We start from the raw sequence: 18,242 nt of genomic DNA on the forward strand, positions 1-18,242 counted from the left end.
ATTTCGCATGAATTAGGCAAGGTTTTTATCTCGTATTTTCTATGCCAAATTTCCGATATATTGGGCAGTATGGAACAAGCATCACAGATTAAGGGCCCGGATGGCCCCCTTACCGATCAGCTGATCAAGTTCGGTAAGTTCTTCTCCCGCTGGGATGAGACTGAAGACGGCCGCGCCGTCTTCCGTGAAGGCGGCCGCGAAGGTGACGCCTTCTACCGCGACCGTTGGAGCCACGATAAGGAAGTTCGCTCTACCCACGGCGTGAACTGCACCGGCTCCTGCTCCTGGAAGGTGTACGTCAAGGACGGCATTATCACCTGGGAAGCACAGGAAACTGACTACCCCTCGGTTGGTCCCGACCGCCCCGAGTACGAGCCCCGCGGTTGCCCCCGCGGTGCAGCATTCTCGTGGTACACCTACTCTCCCACTCGCGTTAAGTACCCCTACGTTCGCGGTCTCCTGCTGGAGATGTACCGCGAAGCGAAGGCAATCCACAACGATCCCGTGGACGCCTTCCACTCCATCGTGTCCGACCCCGCCAAGCGTGCACGCTACGTGAACGCACGCGGTAAGGGTGGTCTGGTGCGCTCGACCTGGGCTGAGGCTCTCGAGCTGATGGCTGCTGCTCACGTGCACACCATCAAGTACTACGGCCCCGACCGTAACACCGGCTTCACCCCGATTCCGGCAATGTCCATGGCGTCCTTCAGCGCGGGTGTTCGCTACATCCAGCTGGCCGGTGGCGTCATGACCAGCTTCTACGACTGGTACGCTGACCTCCCCGTGGCTTCCCCGCAGGTCTTCGGCGACCAGACCGACGTTCCCGAGTCCGGCGACTGGTGGGACGCTGCATACCTCATCATGTGGGGTGCAAACGTTCCGCTGACCCGTACCCCGGATGCTCACTGGGTCTCCGAGGTCCGCTACCGCGGTACCAAGGTTGTCACCGTGAGCCCCGACTACGCCGACAACACCAAGTTCGCTGACGAGTGGCTACCCGCCCAGGCAGGTACCGACGCGGCACTGGCAATGGCGATGGGCCACGTCATCCTCAAGGAGAACTACGTCGACCAGCGTGTCGAGTTCTTCGAGGACTTCTCCCTGACCTACACCGACCTTCCCTTCCTGGTCACCCTGGAAACCCGTGAAGATGGCATTAAGGTTCCCTCCAAGTTCCTGACTGCAGCTAAGCTCGCTGGCGAGGCTGAGCAGCCGAACGCTGACTTCAAGCCCGTCCTGATGGACCGCGAGACCGGCGAGGTCTTCGTGCCCAACGGCACCATGGGTCACCGTTACGCTCAGGAAGACCAGGGCAAGTGGAACCTGGATTTGCAGGGTCGTAAGCCGATTCTGTCGATTCGCGACCTGCCTCAGGGCCAGACTGCAGCTGCAGAGATCAAGATGCCGACCTTCGACAACCCGAAGGGCCACGGCGACGTCATTACCCGCGGCGTGCCCGTAACCTACGTTGATGGTCACGAAGTTACTACCGTCTTCGATATCATGCTGGCACAGTACGGTGTGGGCCGTGAGGGTCTGCCCGGTACCTGGGCTAAGGACTACGAGGACTGGAACGTTCAGAATACCCCGGCATGGCAGGAGCAGATTACTTCTGTCCCCGCCGAGGCTGTTATTCGCGTTGCCCGCGAGTTCGCCAAGAGCGCCCTGGATTCCGGCGGTCGCTCCATGGTCATCTTCGGTGCAGGTATTTGCCAGTGGTACCACGCTGACACCACCTACCGCGCTATCCTCGCTCTGCTGAACCTGACCGGTTGCCAGGGCCGTAACGGTGGCGGTTGGGCTCACTACGTGGGCCAGGAGAAGGCACGTCCTCTGACCGGTCTGACCAACATCGCGAACGCTCTGGACTGGAGCCGCCCGCCGCGTCACATGATTGGTACCGGCTTCTGGTATATGCACACTGACCAGTTCCGTCAGGATGCGTACTCCACCGACTACCTGCAGTCCCCGCTGGCTAAGGGCGAGCTGCGCGACGTTCACACTGCTGACGTTGTGGCACGTTCTACCCGTATGGGCTGGATGCCGTTCTACCCGCAGTTCCCTGAGAACTCGCTGGACCTGGCAGACAAGGCAGAGCAGGCTGTGGCACGCGGCGAGGCTTCCTCGAACGCGGACTACATTGCACAGCGTCTGAACTCCGGTGACCTGGAGTTCTCCGTTGAGGACGTTGACAACCCCGTCAACTGGCCTCGTACCCTGACCCTGTGGCGTTCGAACCTGTTCGGTTCCTCCGCTAAGGGTGAGAGCTACTTCCTGAAGCACCTGGTCGGTAGCATGGACAACGTCCAGGGCTCCGACTCGGAGAAGCTGCCGAACGAAGTGAAGTGGGTTGAGGACGCGCCTCAGGGCAAGCTGGATCTGCTGGTCACCTCGGACTTCCGTATGACCTCCACGACCCTGCTGTCTGACATCGTTCTGCCGACTGCTACCTGGTACGAGAAGCACGATATCTCCTCGACCGATATGCACCCGTTCCTGCACGCGTTCTCCCCGGCAATTGACCCGCCGTGGGAGGCAAAGACCGACCACGAGACCTTCAAGGCACTGGCGTTTGAGTTCAGCCGCCTGGCTAAGAAGCACCTCGGCGTCCGTAAGGACATCGTTTCGGTCCCGCTGTTGCACGACACCCCCGGCCAGATTGCTCAGCCCGGCGGTCACGCACCCGACTGGAAGAACACCCCCGGTATGGTGGGCGTACCCGGCAAGAACATGCCGAACTTCGTCACCGTCGAGCGCGACTACGGCGCACTGTACGACATGTACACCACCGTTGGCCCGCTGTTCGATAAGCTCGGTGCAACCACCAAGTTCATCACTTACGACCTGAAGGACGAAGTCGCGAAGATGGCTAAGGAATTCGGTGTGATGGACTCCGGTAAGGGCGCAGGCCGTCCGGCACTGGATACCGACGTGAAGATTTCTGAAGCAATCCTCATGATTTCCGGTACCTCCAACGGTGAGGTCGCTGTCAAGGGCTTCAAGGAGCTTGAGAAGCAGACCGGTCTGCACCTGATGGACCTGGCAGAAGGTAACGAGGAACGTCGTATCACCTTCCCCATGACCCAGGCCGCACCGCAGCCCGTGATGACCTCCCCCGAGTGGTCCGGTTCGGAGACCGGTGGTCGCCGTTACGCTCCGTTCACCGTCAACATCGAGAAGAAGAAGCCGTTCCACACCCTGACCGGCCGTATGCACTTCTTCCTCGACCACGACTGGATGCACGAAATGGGCGAGGCTCTGCCGATTTACCGTCCGCCGCTGGATATGACCGGCCTGTACAACGAGCCTGAGCTCGGTACTACCGATGGTGTTTCGGTTGCTGTTCGCTACCTGACCCCGCACAACAAGTGGGCAATTCACTCGCAGTACTTCGATAACCACTACATGCTGAGCATGTTCCGTGGCGGTCCGACTGCATGGATGAGCCCGCAGGACGCTGAGAAGATTGGCGTCAAGGATGGCGAGTGGATTGAGTGTGTGAACACCAATGGTGTCTTCGTCGGCCGTGCGGTTGTTTCGCACCGTATGCCCGAGGGCGTTTGCTACGTCTACCACGCTCAGGAGCGTATGGTTAGCCCGAAGTCTGAAGTCACCGGTAAGCGCGGTGGTATTCACAACTCGGTGACCCGTATTCTTCTGAAGCCCACCCACATGATTGGTGGCTACGCTCACCAGGCGTTCGCCTTCAACTATCTTGGACCGACCGGTAACCAGCGAGACATCGTCTCGTACATCCGTCGCCGTAAGTCCCAGGAGGTAACTTTCTAATGCGCGTTATGGCACAAGTTGCTATGGTGATGGCGCTCGATAAGTGCATCGGCTGCCACACCTGCTCCGTGACCTGTAAGCAGGCATGGACGAACCGAGCCGGTACCGAGTACGTCTGGTTCAACAACGTTGAGACTCGTCCCGGTCAGGGTTACCCCCGCCGTTACGAGGATCAGGAGAAGTGGAAGGGCGGCTGGGTGCTGAACAAGCGCGGTCGTTTGGAGCTCAAGAGCGGTAACCGCTTCCAGAAGCTCTTCACGATCTTCGCTTCCCCGATTCAGCCCGAGCTGAACGACTACTACGAGCCCTGGACCTACGATTACCAGAACCTGACCAGTGCTCCTCTGGGTGATGACTTCCCGGCTGCTAAGCCGGTCTCCCTCATCACCGGTGAGGACACCAAGGTCGAGTGGGGTATGAACTGGGACGACAACCTGGCTGGTGCGACCGAGTACGGTCACCTGGACCCGCTGGTTGAGAAGGTTCGCAAGAAGGCTGAGGACAAGATTAAGTTCGAGTTCGAGCAGACCTTCATGTTCTACCTGCCTCGTATTTGTGAGCACTGCTTGAACCCCTCCTGCATGGCTTCTTGCCCCTCCGGCGCTATCTACAAGCGCGCTGAGGACGGTATCGTTCTGGTTGACCAGGACCGTTGCCGCGGTTGGCGTCAGTGCATCACCGGTTGCCCCTACAAGAAGGTGTACTTCAACCACAAGACGGGTAAGGCTGAGAAGTGTACCTTCTGCTACCCCCGTATTGAGGCTGGTATTCCGACCGTGTGTGCTGAGACCTGTGTTGGTCGTATGCGCTACATCGGTATCTTCCTCTACGATGCAGACCGCGTGACTGAGGCTGCTTCGGTCGAGGATGAGAAGGATCTCTACGAGGCTCAGCTGTCGCTGATGCTTGATCCTTCGGATCCGGCTGTGATTGAGCAGGCTCGTAAGAACGACATCCCCGATGCGTGGATTACTGCAGCTCAGAAGTCGCCCGTGTACAAGCTGGCGAAGGAGTGGAAGGTGGCTCTGCCCCTGCACCCCGAGTACCGCACCATGCCGATGGTTTGGTACGTGCCGCCGCTGTCTCCGATTGTTGACCTGCTCAAGGAGCAGGGCCACGATGCAGAGAACAGCAACAACCTGTTCGGCGCTATTGAGTCTCTCCGTATTCCGGTTGAGTACCTGGCTGAGCTGTTCACCGCTGGTGACACTGAGGTTGTTACTAACGTTCTGCGCCGCCTGGCTGCGATGCGTTCGTACATGCGTGACATCAACCTCGGTGGCGAAGGCAACGAGGAGATTGCTCAGGCAGTTGGCATGACTGGTCAGCAGGTGTACGAGATGTACCGCCTGATGGCTATCGCTAAGTACAACGAGCGTTACGTCATTCCGAAGGCTCACATGGAAGACGCCCACAACCTTGAGGAAATGGGCTGCTCCTTGAGCGTGGATGGCGGACCCGGCATGTACGGCGATGCGTTCAACGACATGGAGGGTCGCCCGACCCCCGTGTCCACCGGTGTCTACGAGGCTAACAACAAGGTCAGCTTGTTCAGCTGGGACGGTTCTTCCCGTCCTGACGGCCTCTTCCCGAATACCACCGGAAAGAAGTAATAAGTGGCTGGATTCTTTTCCAAGCTCATGGGCAAGGCCGGTTCCGAGGCTACTGTCTCGGAACCGGCTCAGCCGGAGAATCCGTTCGATATCGATTACGGTCCCGGCGAGGATAAGGACTCGGTGATTTACCAGGTGAGCGGTATGCTCCTGGGCTACCCCGATGAGGAAACTCTGAAGGTTCTGCCTGAACTGGTGGAGATTACCGCTTCCACCCAGGATGAGGCTTTCATTGCTGCCGTTGATGCGGTTCAACAGTGGCTGACTTCTAAGGACCTGGAGGATGTGCAGTCCGAGTACGTGCAGGAGTACGACCTTTCGCGTCGTCATTCTCTGCATCTGTCCTACTGGACCGATGGCGATACCCGCCGCCGTGGTGAGACTCTTCTGCGTTTTAAGCAGATGTACCGCGACTCCGGTATGTTGACCGTTTTGAATGGTGAGCTTCCGGACTACCTGCCGCTGGTGCTGGAGTTCTGTGCGTTGGTGGATCGCCGTAAGGGCCGTTCCGCTTTGCAGGCGTACCGTCCGTCCCTTGAGCTTCTTCGTCTGTCCATGAAGGACGGAAATCTGCCCCACTACGGGTTGTTGCAGAGCATCTGCGATACCCTTCCTGGCGTCTCTCCGCAGACTCAGGAGGAGGTCCAGAAGATGGCTGGCTACGGCCCTCCCGTCGAGACTGTTGGCCTGAATGGCTACGCTGATCATCAGCTGCTCCAGCAGGCTTCGGCTCGTTCTAACTAGTTTTATCCCTTGTGAGGAGACAACACGTGTACGTACTTGCTTCTGAGAACGCAGGACATGCTGCACAGGCTGTAGCCGATCCGGGTATTGTTGACATCCTGCTGTGGGGCGTTCTGCCCTATGTTGCACTGGTCATTCTGATTGGTGGCACCATTTGGCGTTACCGTACTGACCAGTTCGGATGGACTACCCGCTCGTCCCAGGTCTATGAATCGAAGCTGTTGCGCATCGCTTCGCCCCTGTTCCATTACGGTCTTGCGGCCGTTTTCCTTGGCCACGTTGGTGGTCTGGTGGTGCCTAAGGCATTCACCGACCTGGTCGTTTCGGATGACACTTACCACATTGTGGCGCTGGTCGGCGGTTCTGTTGCTGCGGTCGCAACCATTGTTGGTATGTTCGTTCTGATTGGTCGCCGTGTTTCGAACTCTCGTGTGCGTTCGGCTACCACTCGTAATGACGTTTTCATGTATGTCGTTTTGGTTCTGGTGATTCTCGCCGGTACTGCGGCTACTCTGATTTCGGCAGTGAACCCCTCGGGCGGTTTGCCTCCGGTGAATGGTCACGAGGTTCACTTCAACTACCGTGAGACCATTTCTGTGTGGTTCCGTTCGCTGTTCTACTTCCACCCTGAGGTAGCTTTGATGGTGAATATTCCCGTGGCTTTCAAGATTCACATCGTGGTGGCTATGGTTCTGTTCATCATTTGGCCCTTTACCCGCCTGGTGCACGCACTGACTGTGCCCCTGCACTACCTCTTCCGCCCCTACACCGTGTACCGCTCTCGTGGCGGCCAGCGTGTTGGTGCACGTCGAGGTTGGGATCCGGTAGGTACTCTCCCGCGTGAGCGCGCCGACCGCTAATACACATATCCATATTGCAAAAGAGGAAATATGAGCACCCCTGTTGCACCGAGCTACGACCTGAAGAATGGTCAGCTCCGTAACGTTCTGCTGGCAACGTTCATCTCGACCATCGGCTTCTGGGCTTGGACTATTGTTGGTCCGCTGGCCAAGCTGTACGCCAAGCAGATGCACTTGGACGCTGGTATGACCAGTGTTCTGGTGGCTATGCCGATTTTCATCGGCGCTATCGGCCGTATTCCCGTTGGTGGTCTGACTGACCGCTACGGTGGTCGTATTATGTTCACCGCTGTTCTGGCGATTAGCGCACCCCTGGTCTTCCTGGTTGGTGTTGCTGGTCAGATGAACTCGCTGCCCATGCTGCTTGTTGTGGCGTTCTTCCTGGGTATTGCGGGTACCGTGTTCGCTGTGGGTATTCCCTTCAGTTCCGCATGGTATGACGCTTCCAAGAAGGGTTTTGCGACCGGTGTGTTCGGTGCCGGCATGGTGGGTACTGCAATTTCTGCATTCGCTACCCCCCGCCTGGTGCAGGGTATTGGTTACTTCCAGACTCACGTTCTGATTGCTGTTATCTGTGCTGTAACCGCTGCTATCTCTTTCTTCTTCTTGAAGGATTCTCCGGCAACCATCGGCCGTGAGGTTACTCCGCTGATGCCGAAGATTGTTCAGGCATTCAAGGTGAAGACCACTTGGCAGCTGTGCTTCCTCTACGCTGTTGTGTTCGGTGCGTTCGTGGCATTCTCGAACTACCTGCCCACTTACCTGAGCAACATCTACAACTTCAACGCTAACGACGCTGGTATGCGTGCGGCTGGCTTCGCGGCTGCTGCCGTGATTGCTCGTCCCTTCGGTGGTGTGCTGGCTGATAAGTTCGGTCCGAAGATTATCACCCTCATCTCCCTGGGTGGTGTGGTGATCCTGGCAGTTATTACCGCGTTCCAGCCTGATGCTGAGCACGTGTATGGTGCTGTTTTCATCCTGATGGCTGCTCTTCTGGGTCTGGGCCACGGCTCGGTCTTCGGCTGGGTGGCTCGTGCGGCTGATCCGAAGAACGTTGGTGCGGTGTCCGGTGTGGTTGCTGCTGCTGGCGCTCTGGGTGGTTTCTTCCCGCCGCTGGTGATGGGTGCAACCTATAACCAGGCTGAGAACAACTACTTCATCGGTCTGATGCTGCTGGCTGTGACTGCGGCTCTGGCTTTCCTGTCGGCATTCCTGGTGCCGCACGGTGGCAAGCCCAACCACGCTAAGTAGGTTCTTCTAGTACATCCTTCTGCAGGATGTATGCGAAGTTTGCTTTGACTGAGTCCGGCTCGTTTTCTCTTCGGAGGGAACGAGCCGGACTTTGTGCTTTTCTGCTGTTTTGTCCTCTAACAGGGGTGGGCTTTGGCGGGGCAGAAGAGTTTGATGTTTGGGCATGTCGAATGTTGGTAAAGCTAGCGAAACTTTGTGGAGATGTGGGACACTTTAAAGTGTTCGACTCGTCGCAATAGCGCGACGTGACCCCTCTACGGTTTGCGCCGACCAATAGGAGAATCCTATGTCCTTTATTGATCGTCATCTCGGCCCCCGTTCCGCAGACGCAGAGCAGATGCTCGAAACCCTGGGATACTCTTCCCTGGATGCGCTGATGGACGCTGTCGTCCCCTCCCAGATTCGCCTTGACGGCGAATTGCAGTTGCCTGCTCCGCTGTCGGAGCATGAGGCTCAGGCAAAGATTGCCGGCTATGCTGCGAAGAATAAGGTTCTCGCCCAGATGATTGGTGCCGGATACTACGATGCAGTAACTCCCGCGGTTCTGCGCCGTAATATTCTGGAAAACCCCGGTTTCTACACTTCTTACACCCCGTACCAGGCTGAGATTTCTCAGGGCCGTCTGGAGGCTCTGCTGAACTTCCAGAACACCGTGATGGAGCTGACCGGCCTGGAGATTGCAAACTCCTCCCTGCTGGATGAGGCATCCGCAGTAGCTGAGGCAGCTGTCATGATGCACCGTGCGAACCGCAAGGTGAAGAACGGCTTCTTCGCGATTGACTCCCGTTGCCTGCCTCAGGTTATTTCGGTGACTCGCGGCCGTGCAGAGATGCTCGGCATTCCCTTCGTCATTACTGATTTCTCTGAGGGTCTGCCCGAGGGCGACCTGTACGGTATCGTCCTGGCGTACCCCGGCAATGAAGGCGATATTCGCGATATTGAGCCGCTGATTAAGGCCGCTAAGGAGCGTAACGCCCTGGTCACTGTGGTCGCTGACCTGCTGGCTCTGACCCTGCTGAAGTCTCCGGGTGAGCTGGGCGCTGATATCGCTGTGGGTAACACTCAGCGTTTCGGTCTGCCCTTCTTCTTCGGTGGCCCCCACGCTGCTTACATGGCTGTTCACAAGGGTATGGAGCGTACCATGCCTGGCCGTCTGGTGGGTGTTTCTAAGGATTCGGCTGGTAAGCCTGCGTACCGTCTGGCTCTGCAGACTCGTGAGCAGCACATTCGCCGTGAGAAGGCTACTTCCAATATTTGTACTGCTCAGGCTCTGCTGGCGATTGTTGCTGGCGCTTACGCGATGTACCACGGTCCTGAGGGCCTGCGCGCTATCGCGAACCGCCTGCACACCAACGCCGCTCGTGTTGCTACCGCGCTGAAGGCTGCGGGTTACGGTATCGCTCACGATACTTTCTTCGACACCGTTGTGGTGGAGGCTGCTGGCCGTGCTGACGAGCTGGTTGCGAAGGCTCTGGACGCTGGCGTGAACATCCGCCGCTTCGACGAGAACCGTGTTGGTATTTCCGTGGGTGAGTCTCACGGTGAGGAACTGCTCAAGGGTCTGGTCGAGGCTCTGGGCGGCACCCTGGGCGAGGCAGATGCACAGTACGATCTGCCTGCTGAGCTGCTGCGTACCGATGAGTACATGCAGCACCCGATTTTCCACAAGTACCGCTCCGAGACCGAGATGATGCGCTACCTGCGTCACCTCGCTGATAAGGACCTGGCTCTTGACCGCACCATGATTCCGCTGGGTTCGTGCACCATGAAGCTGAACGCGGCTGCTGAGATGGAGCCCATCTCCTGGCCTGAGTTCGCGAACATTCACCCGCTGGTCCCGGAGGATCAGGCTGAGGGCTGGCACGAGCTGATTAAGGACCTGACTGAGTGGCTGGTTGCTATTACCGGTTACGATGCTGTGTCCCTGCAGCCGAACTCGGGTGCAACCGGTGAGTACGCTGGTCTGCGCGCTATCCGTTCCTTCCACGAGGCTAACGGTGACCACGAGCGCGATACCGTCCTGATTCCGCTGTCTGCTCACGGCACCAACGCGGCATCTGCTGCTCTGGCTGGTCTGAAGGTTGCCGGTGTGGCAACTGCGGCTGACGGCTCGATTGATGTTGATGACCTGAAGGTCAAGATCGAGAAGTACGGTCCCAAGGTTGCCGGCATCATGATTACCTACCCCTCCACCCACGGTGTGTTTGAGGAGCAGGTTGCTGAGGTTTGCCAGCTGGTTCACGAGGCTGGCGGCCAGGTGTACCTGGATGGCGCGAACCTGAACGCTCAGATGGGCTTCGCTCAGCCCGGTAAGTTCGGCGGCGACGTTTCGCACCTGAACCTGCACAAGACCTTCTCCATTCCTCACGGTGGTGGCGGCCCCGGTGTTGGCCCGCTGGCTGTTCGTGAGCACCTGGCGAAGTTCCTGCCCGGTGACGCATACCGCGCTGATGCTGAAGGTAAGCTCCCCAACGATGCTGCACTGCCGATTTCGCAGGCGTTCTTCGGTTCTGCCGGCGTTCTGCCGATTAGCTGGATGTACATTGCGATGACTGGTGCTCAGGGTCTGAAGGACTCTTCGCAGTACGCGGTTCTGAACGCTAACTACATTGCGAAGAAGCTCAACGACAAGTACCCGGTGCTGTACACCGGCCCCGGCGGTCTGGTCGCTCACGAGTGCATCCTGGACCTGCGTCAGCTGACCGATCAGTCTCACGTGACTGCTGAGGATGTCTGCAAGCGTCTGATGGACTTCGGCTTCCACGCTCCGACCCTGGCGTTCCCGGTTCCGGGCACCCTGATGGTTGAGCCGACTGAGTCTGAGTCGAAGGAAGAGCTGGACCGCTTCATTGAGGCAATGGAGACCATCTACGATGAGATTATCGAGGTGGCTGAGGGCAAGGTCGCTGTGGAGGATTCGGTTCTGCGCAACGCACCGCACACCGTTGATGTGGTGAGCGCTGATGAGTGGGATCGCCCCTACAGCCGTACTCAGGCAGCTTTCCCTGTCCCGAGCCTGCGCGCTAATAAGTACTTCACTTCGGTGGGTCGTATTGATGGCGCTGGCGGTGACCGTAACTTCGTGTGCGAATGCCCCCCGATGGAGGCTTTCGACCTGGAAGCATAAGGAGCCTATAACGCTCCTGGGTAGGCTGTAGCGGTCTACCTGCCTCACCCGTCCTCAGGTTCCTGGGGGCGGGTGAGGACCGCCTCCGCAGCGTATCTCGTGTCTGTGGGGGTGAACTAAATCTACGACGATTGAACGATAACAGCACAAGGCTGTGCGTGAGGAGAATCTAATGTCCCCCAAGAAGACCTCTCTGTACTCTGTCCATGAGAAGCTTGGCGCTTCTTTCACCGACTTCGGCGGCTGGGATATGCCCCTGAAGTACGCTAATGACGTTGCTGAGCATGAGGCGGTCCGTACTCGTGCCGGTATTTTCGACCTGTCCCACATGGGTGAGTTCCGTGTGACCGGTCCGGATGCGGGTGCGTTCCTGGATTACGCTCTGGTGTCGAATATGTCCATCCTGAAGGTCGGTAAGGCAAAGTACTCGATCCTGGTCAACGACAAGGGCGGCGTCATTGACGACCTGATTACTTACCGTCTGGGCGATGAGGAGTTCATGGTCGTTCCGAACGCTTCGAACATTGACACTGACTTTGCTGCGATGAGCGAGCGCCTGGGCGATTTCAACGTTGAGTTCGTGAACGAGTCGGATCAGACTTCTCTGGTGGCTGTTCAGGGTCCTCGTGCTGAGGAGATTCTGCTGGCTGCTGGTGTTTCTGATGAGGAGGCTGTCCGCGAGCTGAAGTACTACGCTTCGGTGCCGCTGACTGTTGCCGGTGTTGATGTTCTGCTGGCTCGTACCGGTTACACCGGTGAGGACGGCTTCGAGCTGTTTGTTCCGAATGAGAACGCTGTTGAGCTGTGGGATAAGCTGGCTGCTGCTGGTGAGCCTTTTGGTATGATTCCTGCCGGCCTGGCCTCTCGTGACTCCCTGCGTCTTGAGGCTGGTATGCCGCTGTACGGTCATGAGCTGGGTCTTGAGATTACTCCGTTTGAGTCCGGTCTGGGCCGTCTGGTCGAGATTGCTCTGGAGAAGAAGGCGGCTGACTTCGTTGGTCGTGAGGCTTTGGCTGAGCTGGCTAAGAGCGAGTCGAAGCGTATCCTGGTTGGTTTGAAGGCTCAGGCGAAGCGTCCTGCTCGTGCCGGTTCTAAGCTGGTGGATGCTGAGGGCAATGAGATTGGTGAGGTTACCTCCGGTATTCCTTCCCCGACTCTGGGCTTCCCGATTGCTATGGCGCTGGTGAACCGTGAGTTCTCTGAGGTTGGTTCTACTGTGGATGTTGATATCCGCGGTAAGCGTGCTCCGTTTGATGTTGTGGCTCTGCCGTTCTACAAGCGTGAGAAGTAAGAGTTTTTCTGCAGGTAATCTGTAGGGCAGAGGCGTCGTGTCCTGTGTGGGCACGGCGCCTTTTCTGCGCCGTGAGGTGGGCGTTGAGCGGCGGGGGGGTGTGTGAGGTGTTCTGAGCCTTAGTTTGTGCTGGTTCTGAAGTGCGTTAGGATTAGAGCGGCCAGTCAAAGGTGATTGTCCGCACTTATAGACCGCAGGTTGATGTGTGGTTCCTCCGTTGAGGGGCGCGTATCTTTTGGTGCGGTGCACAGACATTATTTATTTGAAGGACAGAACGTGGCTATTAACCAGAGCGCACCCAGTAGCGCCCAGAAGAAGGCAGAGGCTCTGCCGTATGACATCAGTGTTTTTGAGATGTTCAGCGTTGGTGTGGGCCCTTCGAGCTCGCATACGGTGGGGCCGATGCGCGCTTCGAACCGTTTTGTGGCGGAGCTGATTGATGAGGGTCTGCTGGACCGTGTGACGGGTGTGCATGTTGACCTGTATGGTTCGTTGGCGGCTACGGGTGCTGGTCACGGTACGATGAGTGCTGCGTTGAAGGGCCTGTGTGGTTTTGTTCCGGAGACTATCAATATCGCTGATTCTGAGGCGATGATTGAGCGCAATAGCGTGGATGGTACTTTGCCGCTTGCTGGTTACCCGTCCTCTGCGTACGGTGTGACTGCGCCCGGTGGCGAGGAGCAGAAGGTGTACGGCCCGGTGGTGAAGTACCGTGAGCTGGATATGACTCTGCGCCCTCTGACGGTTCTTCCGCGCCATACGAACGGCATGAAGATCGCGGCGTTTGCCGGTGAGCAGTTGTTGTTGGAGCGTACCTACTATTCGATTGGTGGCGGTTTCATTGTTGAGGGTGATGAGGAGGCGACCGGTGGTGCGTCGCTGATGAACCCTCCGTATCCGTTCGGTTCGGCTACTGAGCTGCTGGAGATGGCGAATGAGGCTGGGTTGTCGATTGCGCAGTTGAAGATGGCGAATGAGTGTTCTCTGCGTTCTGAGCAGGAGGTCCGTGATGGCATCTTGCATATCTACCGTGTGATGAAGGAGTGCATTGGCTCTTCTCTGGCACGTGTGGGTTATTTGCCGGGCCCGCTGAAGGTGCGTTGCCGTGCGGGCGCGTGGCATCGCGATTTGATGGTGGAGGATCCTTCGAAGTCTCCTGAGTTCGCTATTGACTGGGTGAATCTGATTGCTTTGGCGGTCAATGAGGAGAACGCTTTTGGTGGTCGTGTGGTGACTGCTCCGACGAATGGTGCTGCGGGTATTATTCCTGCGGTGTTGCATTACGCGATGAATTACACGCAGGGTATTCGCCATTGCGGTCAGGCTGCTCGTGATCAGGCGGTTGTTGATTTCTTCTTGGCGTCTTCTGCTGTGGGTGTGCTGTATAAGAAGCGCGCGTCGATTTCTGGTGCTGAGGTTGGTTGCCAGGGTGAGGTGGGTAGTGCTTCCTCAATGGCTGCAGCCGGTTTGGCGCAGGTGATGGGTGGTACTCCCGAGCAGGTTGAGAATGCGGCTGAGATTGCGATGGAACACAACCTGGGTCTGACGTGTGACCCGGTGGGTGGTTTGGTGCAGATTCCCTGTATTGAGCGTAATGCGATGGCTGCGTCGAATGCTGTGACGGCGGCTCGTATGGCGTTGCGTGGTGATGGTACGCACCGTGTGTCGTTGGATCAGGTGATTGAGACGATGCGTCAGACCGGTTTGGATATGTCTCACCGCTATAAGGAGACGTCCATGGGTGGTTTGGCTGTGAACGTGGTGGAATGCTAGGTGCACGCTGTGGCAGGTTTGCACTCCTGATGAGGGTGTGGTAGACAGAAGGGATTTCTTCCTGTATCGTTAGTATTTACGCTTTCCCTAACCTTTGTGCCTTCATATAGCGGTGGGCACGGGCTGAAGGTGACGTTTTTCCGTCCGACTCTATAGCTTCGAGCACCGTTTTATTCGGGGGCTGAGGTTGTCGTGTCGCCGGTAATGTCGCCGGGAGGCTGATTGCTAACAGACATGTCTGTGGAAGGATCCCCATTTTGGTCGCTTCGAGCACCTCTAACCATGACGCCGCTAACGGCGCAGAGAACGTCTCGCGCCGAATTTCATTCGCGAAGATTAACGAACCGCTGAAGGTTCCCAACCTGCTTGCTATCCAGACCGATAGCTTCGACCGCCTCGTTGGTAACGAGCGCTGGGCGGAGCGTCTGGAGAAGGCGCAGGCTGCTGGTGACACTTCTGTCCCCGCTCAGTCCGGTCTGGCTGAGATTTTTGAAGAAATCTCCCCGATTCGTGACTTCCAGGAGACTATGCAGCTCTCCTTCTCTGAGCCTGAGTTTGCTGACCCCAAGTACTCTGTTGAGGAGTGCAAGGACCGCGACGCAACCTACTCGGCTCCGCTGTACATTAAGGCTGAATTCATGAACCTCGCTACCGGCGAGGTCAAGCAGCAGACCCTGTTCATGGGTGACTTCCCCCTGATGACCGAGGCCGGTACCTTCGTTATTAACGGTACTGAGCGTGTGGTCGTTTCTCAGCTGGTGCGTTCCCCCGGTGCTTACTTCGAGAAGGCTCCGGACCGTACCTCCGATAAGGACATTTACTCTGCCCGCGTGATTCCTTCCCGCGGCGCATGGTTCGAGCTTGAGATTGATAAGCGCGACCAGGTTGGCGTGCGTCTGGACCGCAAGCGTAAGCAGTCCGTGACTGTTCTGCTGAAGGCTCTGGGCTGGACCGAGTCTAAGATTCTGGCTGAGTTCGGTCAGTACGACTCCATCCGCGCAACCCTGGAGAAGGACTCCGTCAAGGACCGCGACGAGGCTCTGCTGGACATCTACCGCAAGCTGCGTCCGGGCGAACCCCCGACGGTTGAAGCTGCCCAGGCTCTGCTGGACAACATGTACTTCACCCCGCGCCGCTATGACCTGGCGAAGGTTGGCCGTTACAAGCTGAACCGTAAGCTCGGTGTGGACGTTCCCATGGATTCCCCCGAGGCTTCCGTGCTGAGCCAGGACGACATCGCTCAGATGATTCGTTACCTCTGCGCTCTGCACGCAGGCGAGACCAGCATCCCCGGCGTCCGTGACGGCGAGGAGATCTCCCTCAAGATTGATATCGACGACATCGACCACTTCGGTAACCGTCGTATCCGCACTGTGGGCGAGCTGATTGAGAACCAGATCCGTACCGGTCTGTCCCGTATGGAGCGCGTGGTTCGCGAGCGCATGACCACCCAGGACGTGGACGCTATCACCCCGCAGTCCCTGGTGAACATCCGCCCCGTCGTGGCAGCTATCAAGGAGTTCTTCGGTACTTCTCAGCTGTCCCAGTTCATGGACCAGAACAACCCGCTGGCAGGTCTGACCCACAAGCGTCGTCTGTCCGCACTGGGTCCGGGCGGTCTGTCCCGTGACCGTGCAGGCATGGAAGTTCGAGACGTCCACCCCTCGCACTACGGTCGTATGTGCCCCATTGAAACCCCTGAAGGCCCGAACATTGGTCTGATCGGTTCGCTGGCAACCTACGGTCGCATCAACTCCTTCGGTTTCATTGAGACCCCCTACCGCGTGGTGACTGACGGCCGCGTGACCGATGAGGTCCGCTACCTGACCGCTGACGACGAGAAGTCTGTTGTTATCGCACAGGCAAACGCACCGCTGAACGCTGACCGCACCTTCGCTGAGAACGAGGTTCTCTGCCGCGCGGGCGATGGTTCTGGCGAAGCTGTTCTGGTTGCTCCCGGCGCCGTTCAGTACATGGACGTCTCCCCGCGCCAGATGGTGTCTGTTGCTACCGCTCTGATTCCTTACCTGGAGCACGACGACGCTAACCGAGCACTGATGGGTGCTAACATGCAGCGTCAGGCTGTGCCCCTGCTGGAGTCTGAGGCTCCCGTGGTTGGTACCGGTATGGAGAAGTACGCAGCACTGGACTCCGGTGACTCCGTGCTCGCGAAGAAGCCCGGTGTGGTTTCCTCCGTGGACGCTAAGACCGTTATCGTCCGTAACGACGACGGCTCTGTCTCCACCTACCCGATCATGAAGTTCTCCCGCTCGAACCCGGGTAACTGCTACAACCAGCGCGTTGTGGTGAAGGAAGGCCAGCGCGTCGAGTACCGCGACGTTATTGCTGATGGCCCCTCCACCGACGGTGGCGAGCTGGCACTGGGTAAGAACCTGCTCGTGGCATACATGCCGTGGGAAGGCCTGAACTACGAGGATGCAATCATCCTCTCCCAGCGCATGGTTTCTGAGGACGTGCTGACCTCGATTCACATTGAGGAGCACGAGATTGACGCCCGCGACACCAAGCTGGGCCCCGAGGAGATTACCCGCGACATTCCGAACGTGTCCGAGGATGTTCTCTCGGCTCTGGACGAGCGCGGCATCATCCACATCGGTGCTGAGGTTGAGGCTGGCGACATCCTCGTCGGTAAGGTCACCCCCAAGGGCGAGACCGAGCTGACCCCCGAGGAGCGCCTGCTGCGCGCAATCTTCGGCGAGAAGTCTCGCGAGGTTCGCGACACCTCCCTGAAGGTTCCTCACGGCGAGTCCGGTACCGTCATCGGTATCCGTATCTTCGACCGCGAGAACAACGATGAGGACGATCTGCCCCCGGGCGTGAACCAGCTGGTCCGCGTGTACGTGGCTCAGAAGCGTAAGATTACCGACGGCGACAAGCTTGCAGGCCGCCACGGTAACAAGGGTGTTATTTCCAAGATCCTGCCGATCGAGGATATGCCCTTCCTGGAAGACGGTACCCCCGTGGACGTCATCCTGAACCCGCTGGGCGTGCCCGGTCGTATGAACATTGGTCAGGTTCTGGAAGTCCACACCGGTTGGCTGGCTAAGCAGGGTTGGAAGATTGAGGGCGAGCCCGAGTGGCTTAAGCACATGCCGAACTTCCCGAAGGAATCCGGCCCGACCCGCCTCGCAACCCCGGTGTTCGACGGTGCCCACGAGGACGAACTGTTCGACCTTATGGACCACTCGAACCCGAACCGCGATGGTGACCGTCTGATCAACCGTTCCGGTAAGGCACGTCTGATTGACGGCCGTTCCGGTGAGCCGTTCCCGGACCCGATTTCGGTTGGTTACCAGTACATCCTGAAGCTGCACCACCTGGTGGATGACAAGATTCACGCTCGTTCCACCGGTCCGTACTCGATGATTACCCAGCAGCCTCTGGGTGGTAAAGCGCAGTTCGGTGGTCAGCGCTTCGGTGAGATGGAAGTGTGGGCGCTGGAAGCATACGGCGCTGCATACACCCTGCAGGAAATCCTGACCGTCAAGTCCGATGACGTGGCGGGCCGTGTGAAGGTTTACGAGGCTATCGTGAAGGGCGAGAACATCCCTGAGCCGGGTATCCCCGAATCCTTCAAGGTTCTTATCAAGGAAATGCAGTCTCTGTGCCTGAACGTCGAGGTGCTCTCCACCGACGGCAAGATTATTGAGATGAGCGACTCGGAGGAAGAAGGCTTCCGGGCAGCAGAAGATATGGGCGTGAGCCTGACCCACGACGAGCCTAGCTCCGTCGACGAGGCATAAGCACCGCCTCCTTCTAGGGTGGGGAGCCCC

Annotated in this window: 9 protein-coding genes; all 9 read left to right on the plus strand. The window is 58.0% G+C overall.

Features of this window, described 5'->3' with window-relative positions; all coding sequences use genetic code 11:
• Positions 1-69: 69 nt before the first annotated feature.
• On the plus strand, positions 70-3,789 hold the full coding sequence (locus HMPREF2928_RS02295; RefSeq protein ID WP_049353783.1) for a nitrate reductase subunit alpha: 3,720 nt from the start codon (positions 70-72) through the stop codon (positions 3,787-3,789).
• Complete coding sequence (gene narH / locus HMPREF2928_RS02300) at positions 3,789-5,402, plus strand: nitrate reductase subunit beta (RefSeq protein WP_005504921.1); 1,614 nt, start codon at positions 3,789-3,791, stop codon at positions 5,400-5,402. Before HMPREF2928_RS02295 ends, narH begins: the two co-directional genes overlap by 1 nt.
• A gap of 3 nt (positions 5,403-5,405) precedes the next feature.
• Positions 5,406-6,146: a nitrate reductase molybdenum cofactor assembly chaperone gene (gene narJ / locus HMPREF2928_RS02305; protein ID WP_005504922.1), complete on the plus strand. Its 741-nt coding sequence runs from the start codon at positions 5,406-5,408 to the stop codon at positions 6,144-6,146.
• A 26-nt stretch (positions 6,147-6,172) separates the two neighbouring features.
• Entirely contained in the window at positions 6,173-7,006 is an 834-nt protein-coding gene (narI, locus tag HMPREF2928_RS02310; protein ID WP_049347293.1) for a respiratory nitrate reductase subunit gamma, read from the plus strand.
• Between the two features lie 30 nt (positions 7,007-7,036).
• Complete coding sequence (locus HMPREF2928_RS02315; protein ID WP_049353781.1) at positions 7,037-8,257, plus strand: MFS transporter; 1,221 nt, start codon at positions 7,037-7,039, stop codon at positions 8,255-8,257.
• A gap of 286 nt (positions 8,258-8,543) precedes the next feature.
• Complete coding sequence (gene gcvP / locus HMPREF2928_RS02320) at positions 8,544-11,384, plus strand: aminomethyl-transferring glycine dehydrogenase (protein WP_070687281.1); 2,841 nt, start codon at positions 8,544-8,546, stop codon at positions 11,382-11,384.
• A gap of 172 nt (positions 11,385-11,556) precedes the next feature.
• Positions 11,557-12,675: a glycine cleavage system aminomethyltransferase GcvT gene (gene gcvT / locus HMPREF2928_RS02325; RefSeq protein WP_070687282.1), complete on the plus strand. Its 1,119-nt coding sequence runs from the start codon at positions 11,557-11,559 to the stop codon at positions 12,673-12,675.
• Between the two features lie 276 nt (positions 12,676-12,951).
• Positions 12,952-14,448 carry an L-serine ammonia-lyase gene (locus HMPREF2928_RS02330; protein WP_070593731.1) on the plus strand — a complete coding sequence of 499 codons (1,497 nt, stop codon included), beginning with the start codon at positions 12,952-12,954 and terminating at the stop codon, positions 14,446-14,448.
• A gap of 257 nt (positions 14,449-14,705) precedes the next feature.
• Entirely contained in the window at positions 14,706-18,212 is a 3,507-nt protein-coding gene (rpoB, locus tag HMPREF2928_RS02335; RefSeq protein ID WP_005504932.1) for a DNA-directed RNA polymerase subunit beta, read from the plus strand.
• The last annotated feature ends 30 nt before the right edge of the window (positions 18,213-18,242 follow it).

This window comes from Rothia sp. HMSC072B04 (genome assembly GCF_001813725.1).
Classification (GTDB): Bacteria; Actinomycetota; Actinomycetes; order Actinomycetales; family Micrococcaceae; genus Rothia; species Rothia mucilaginosa.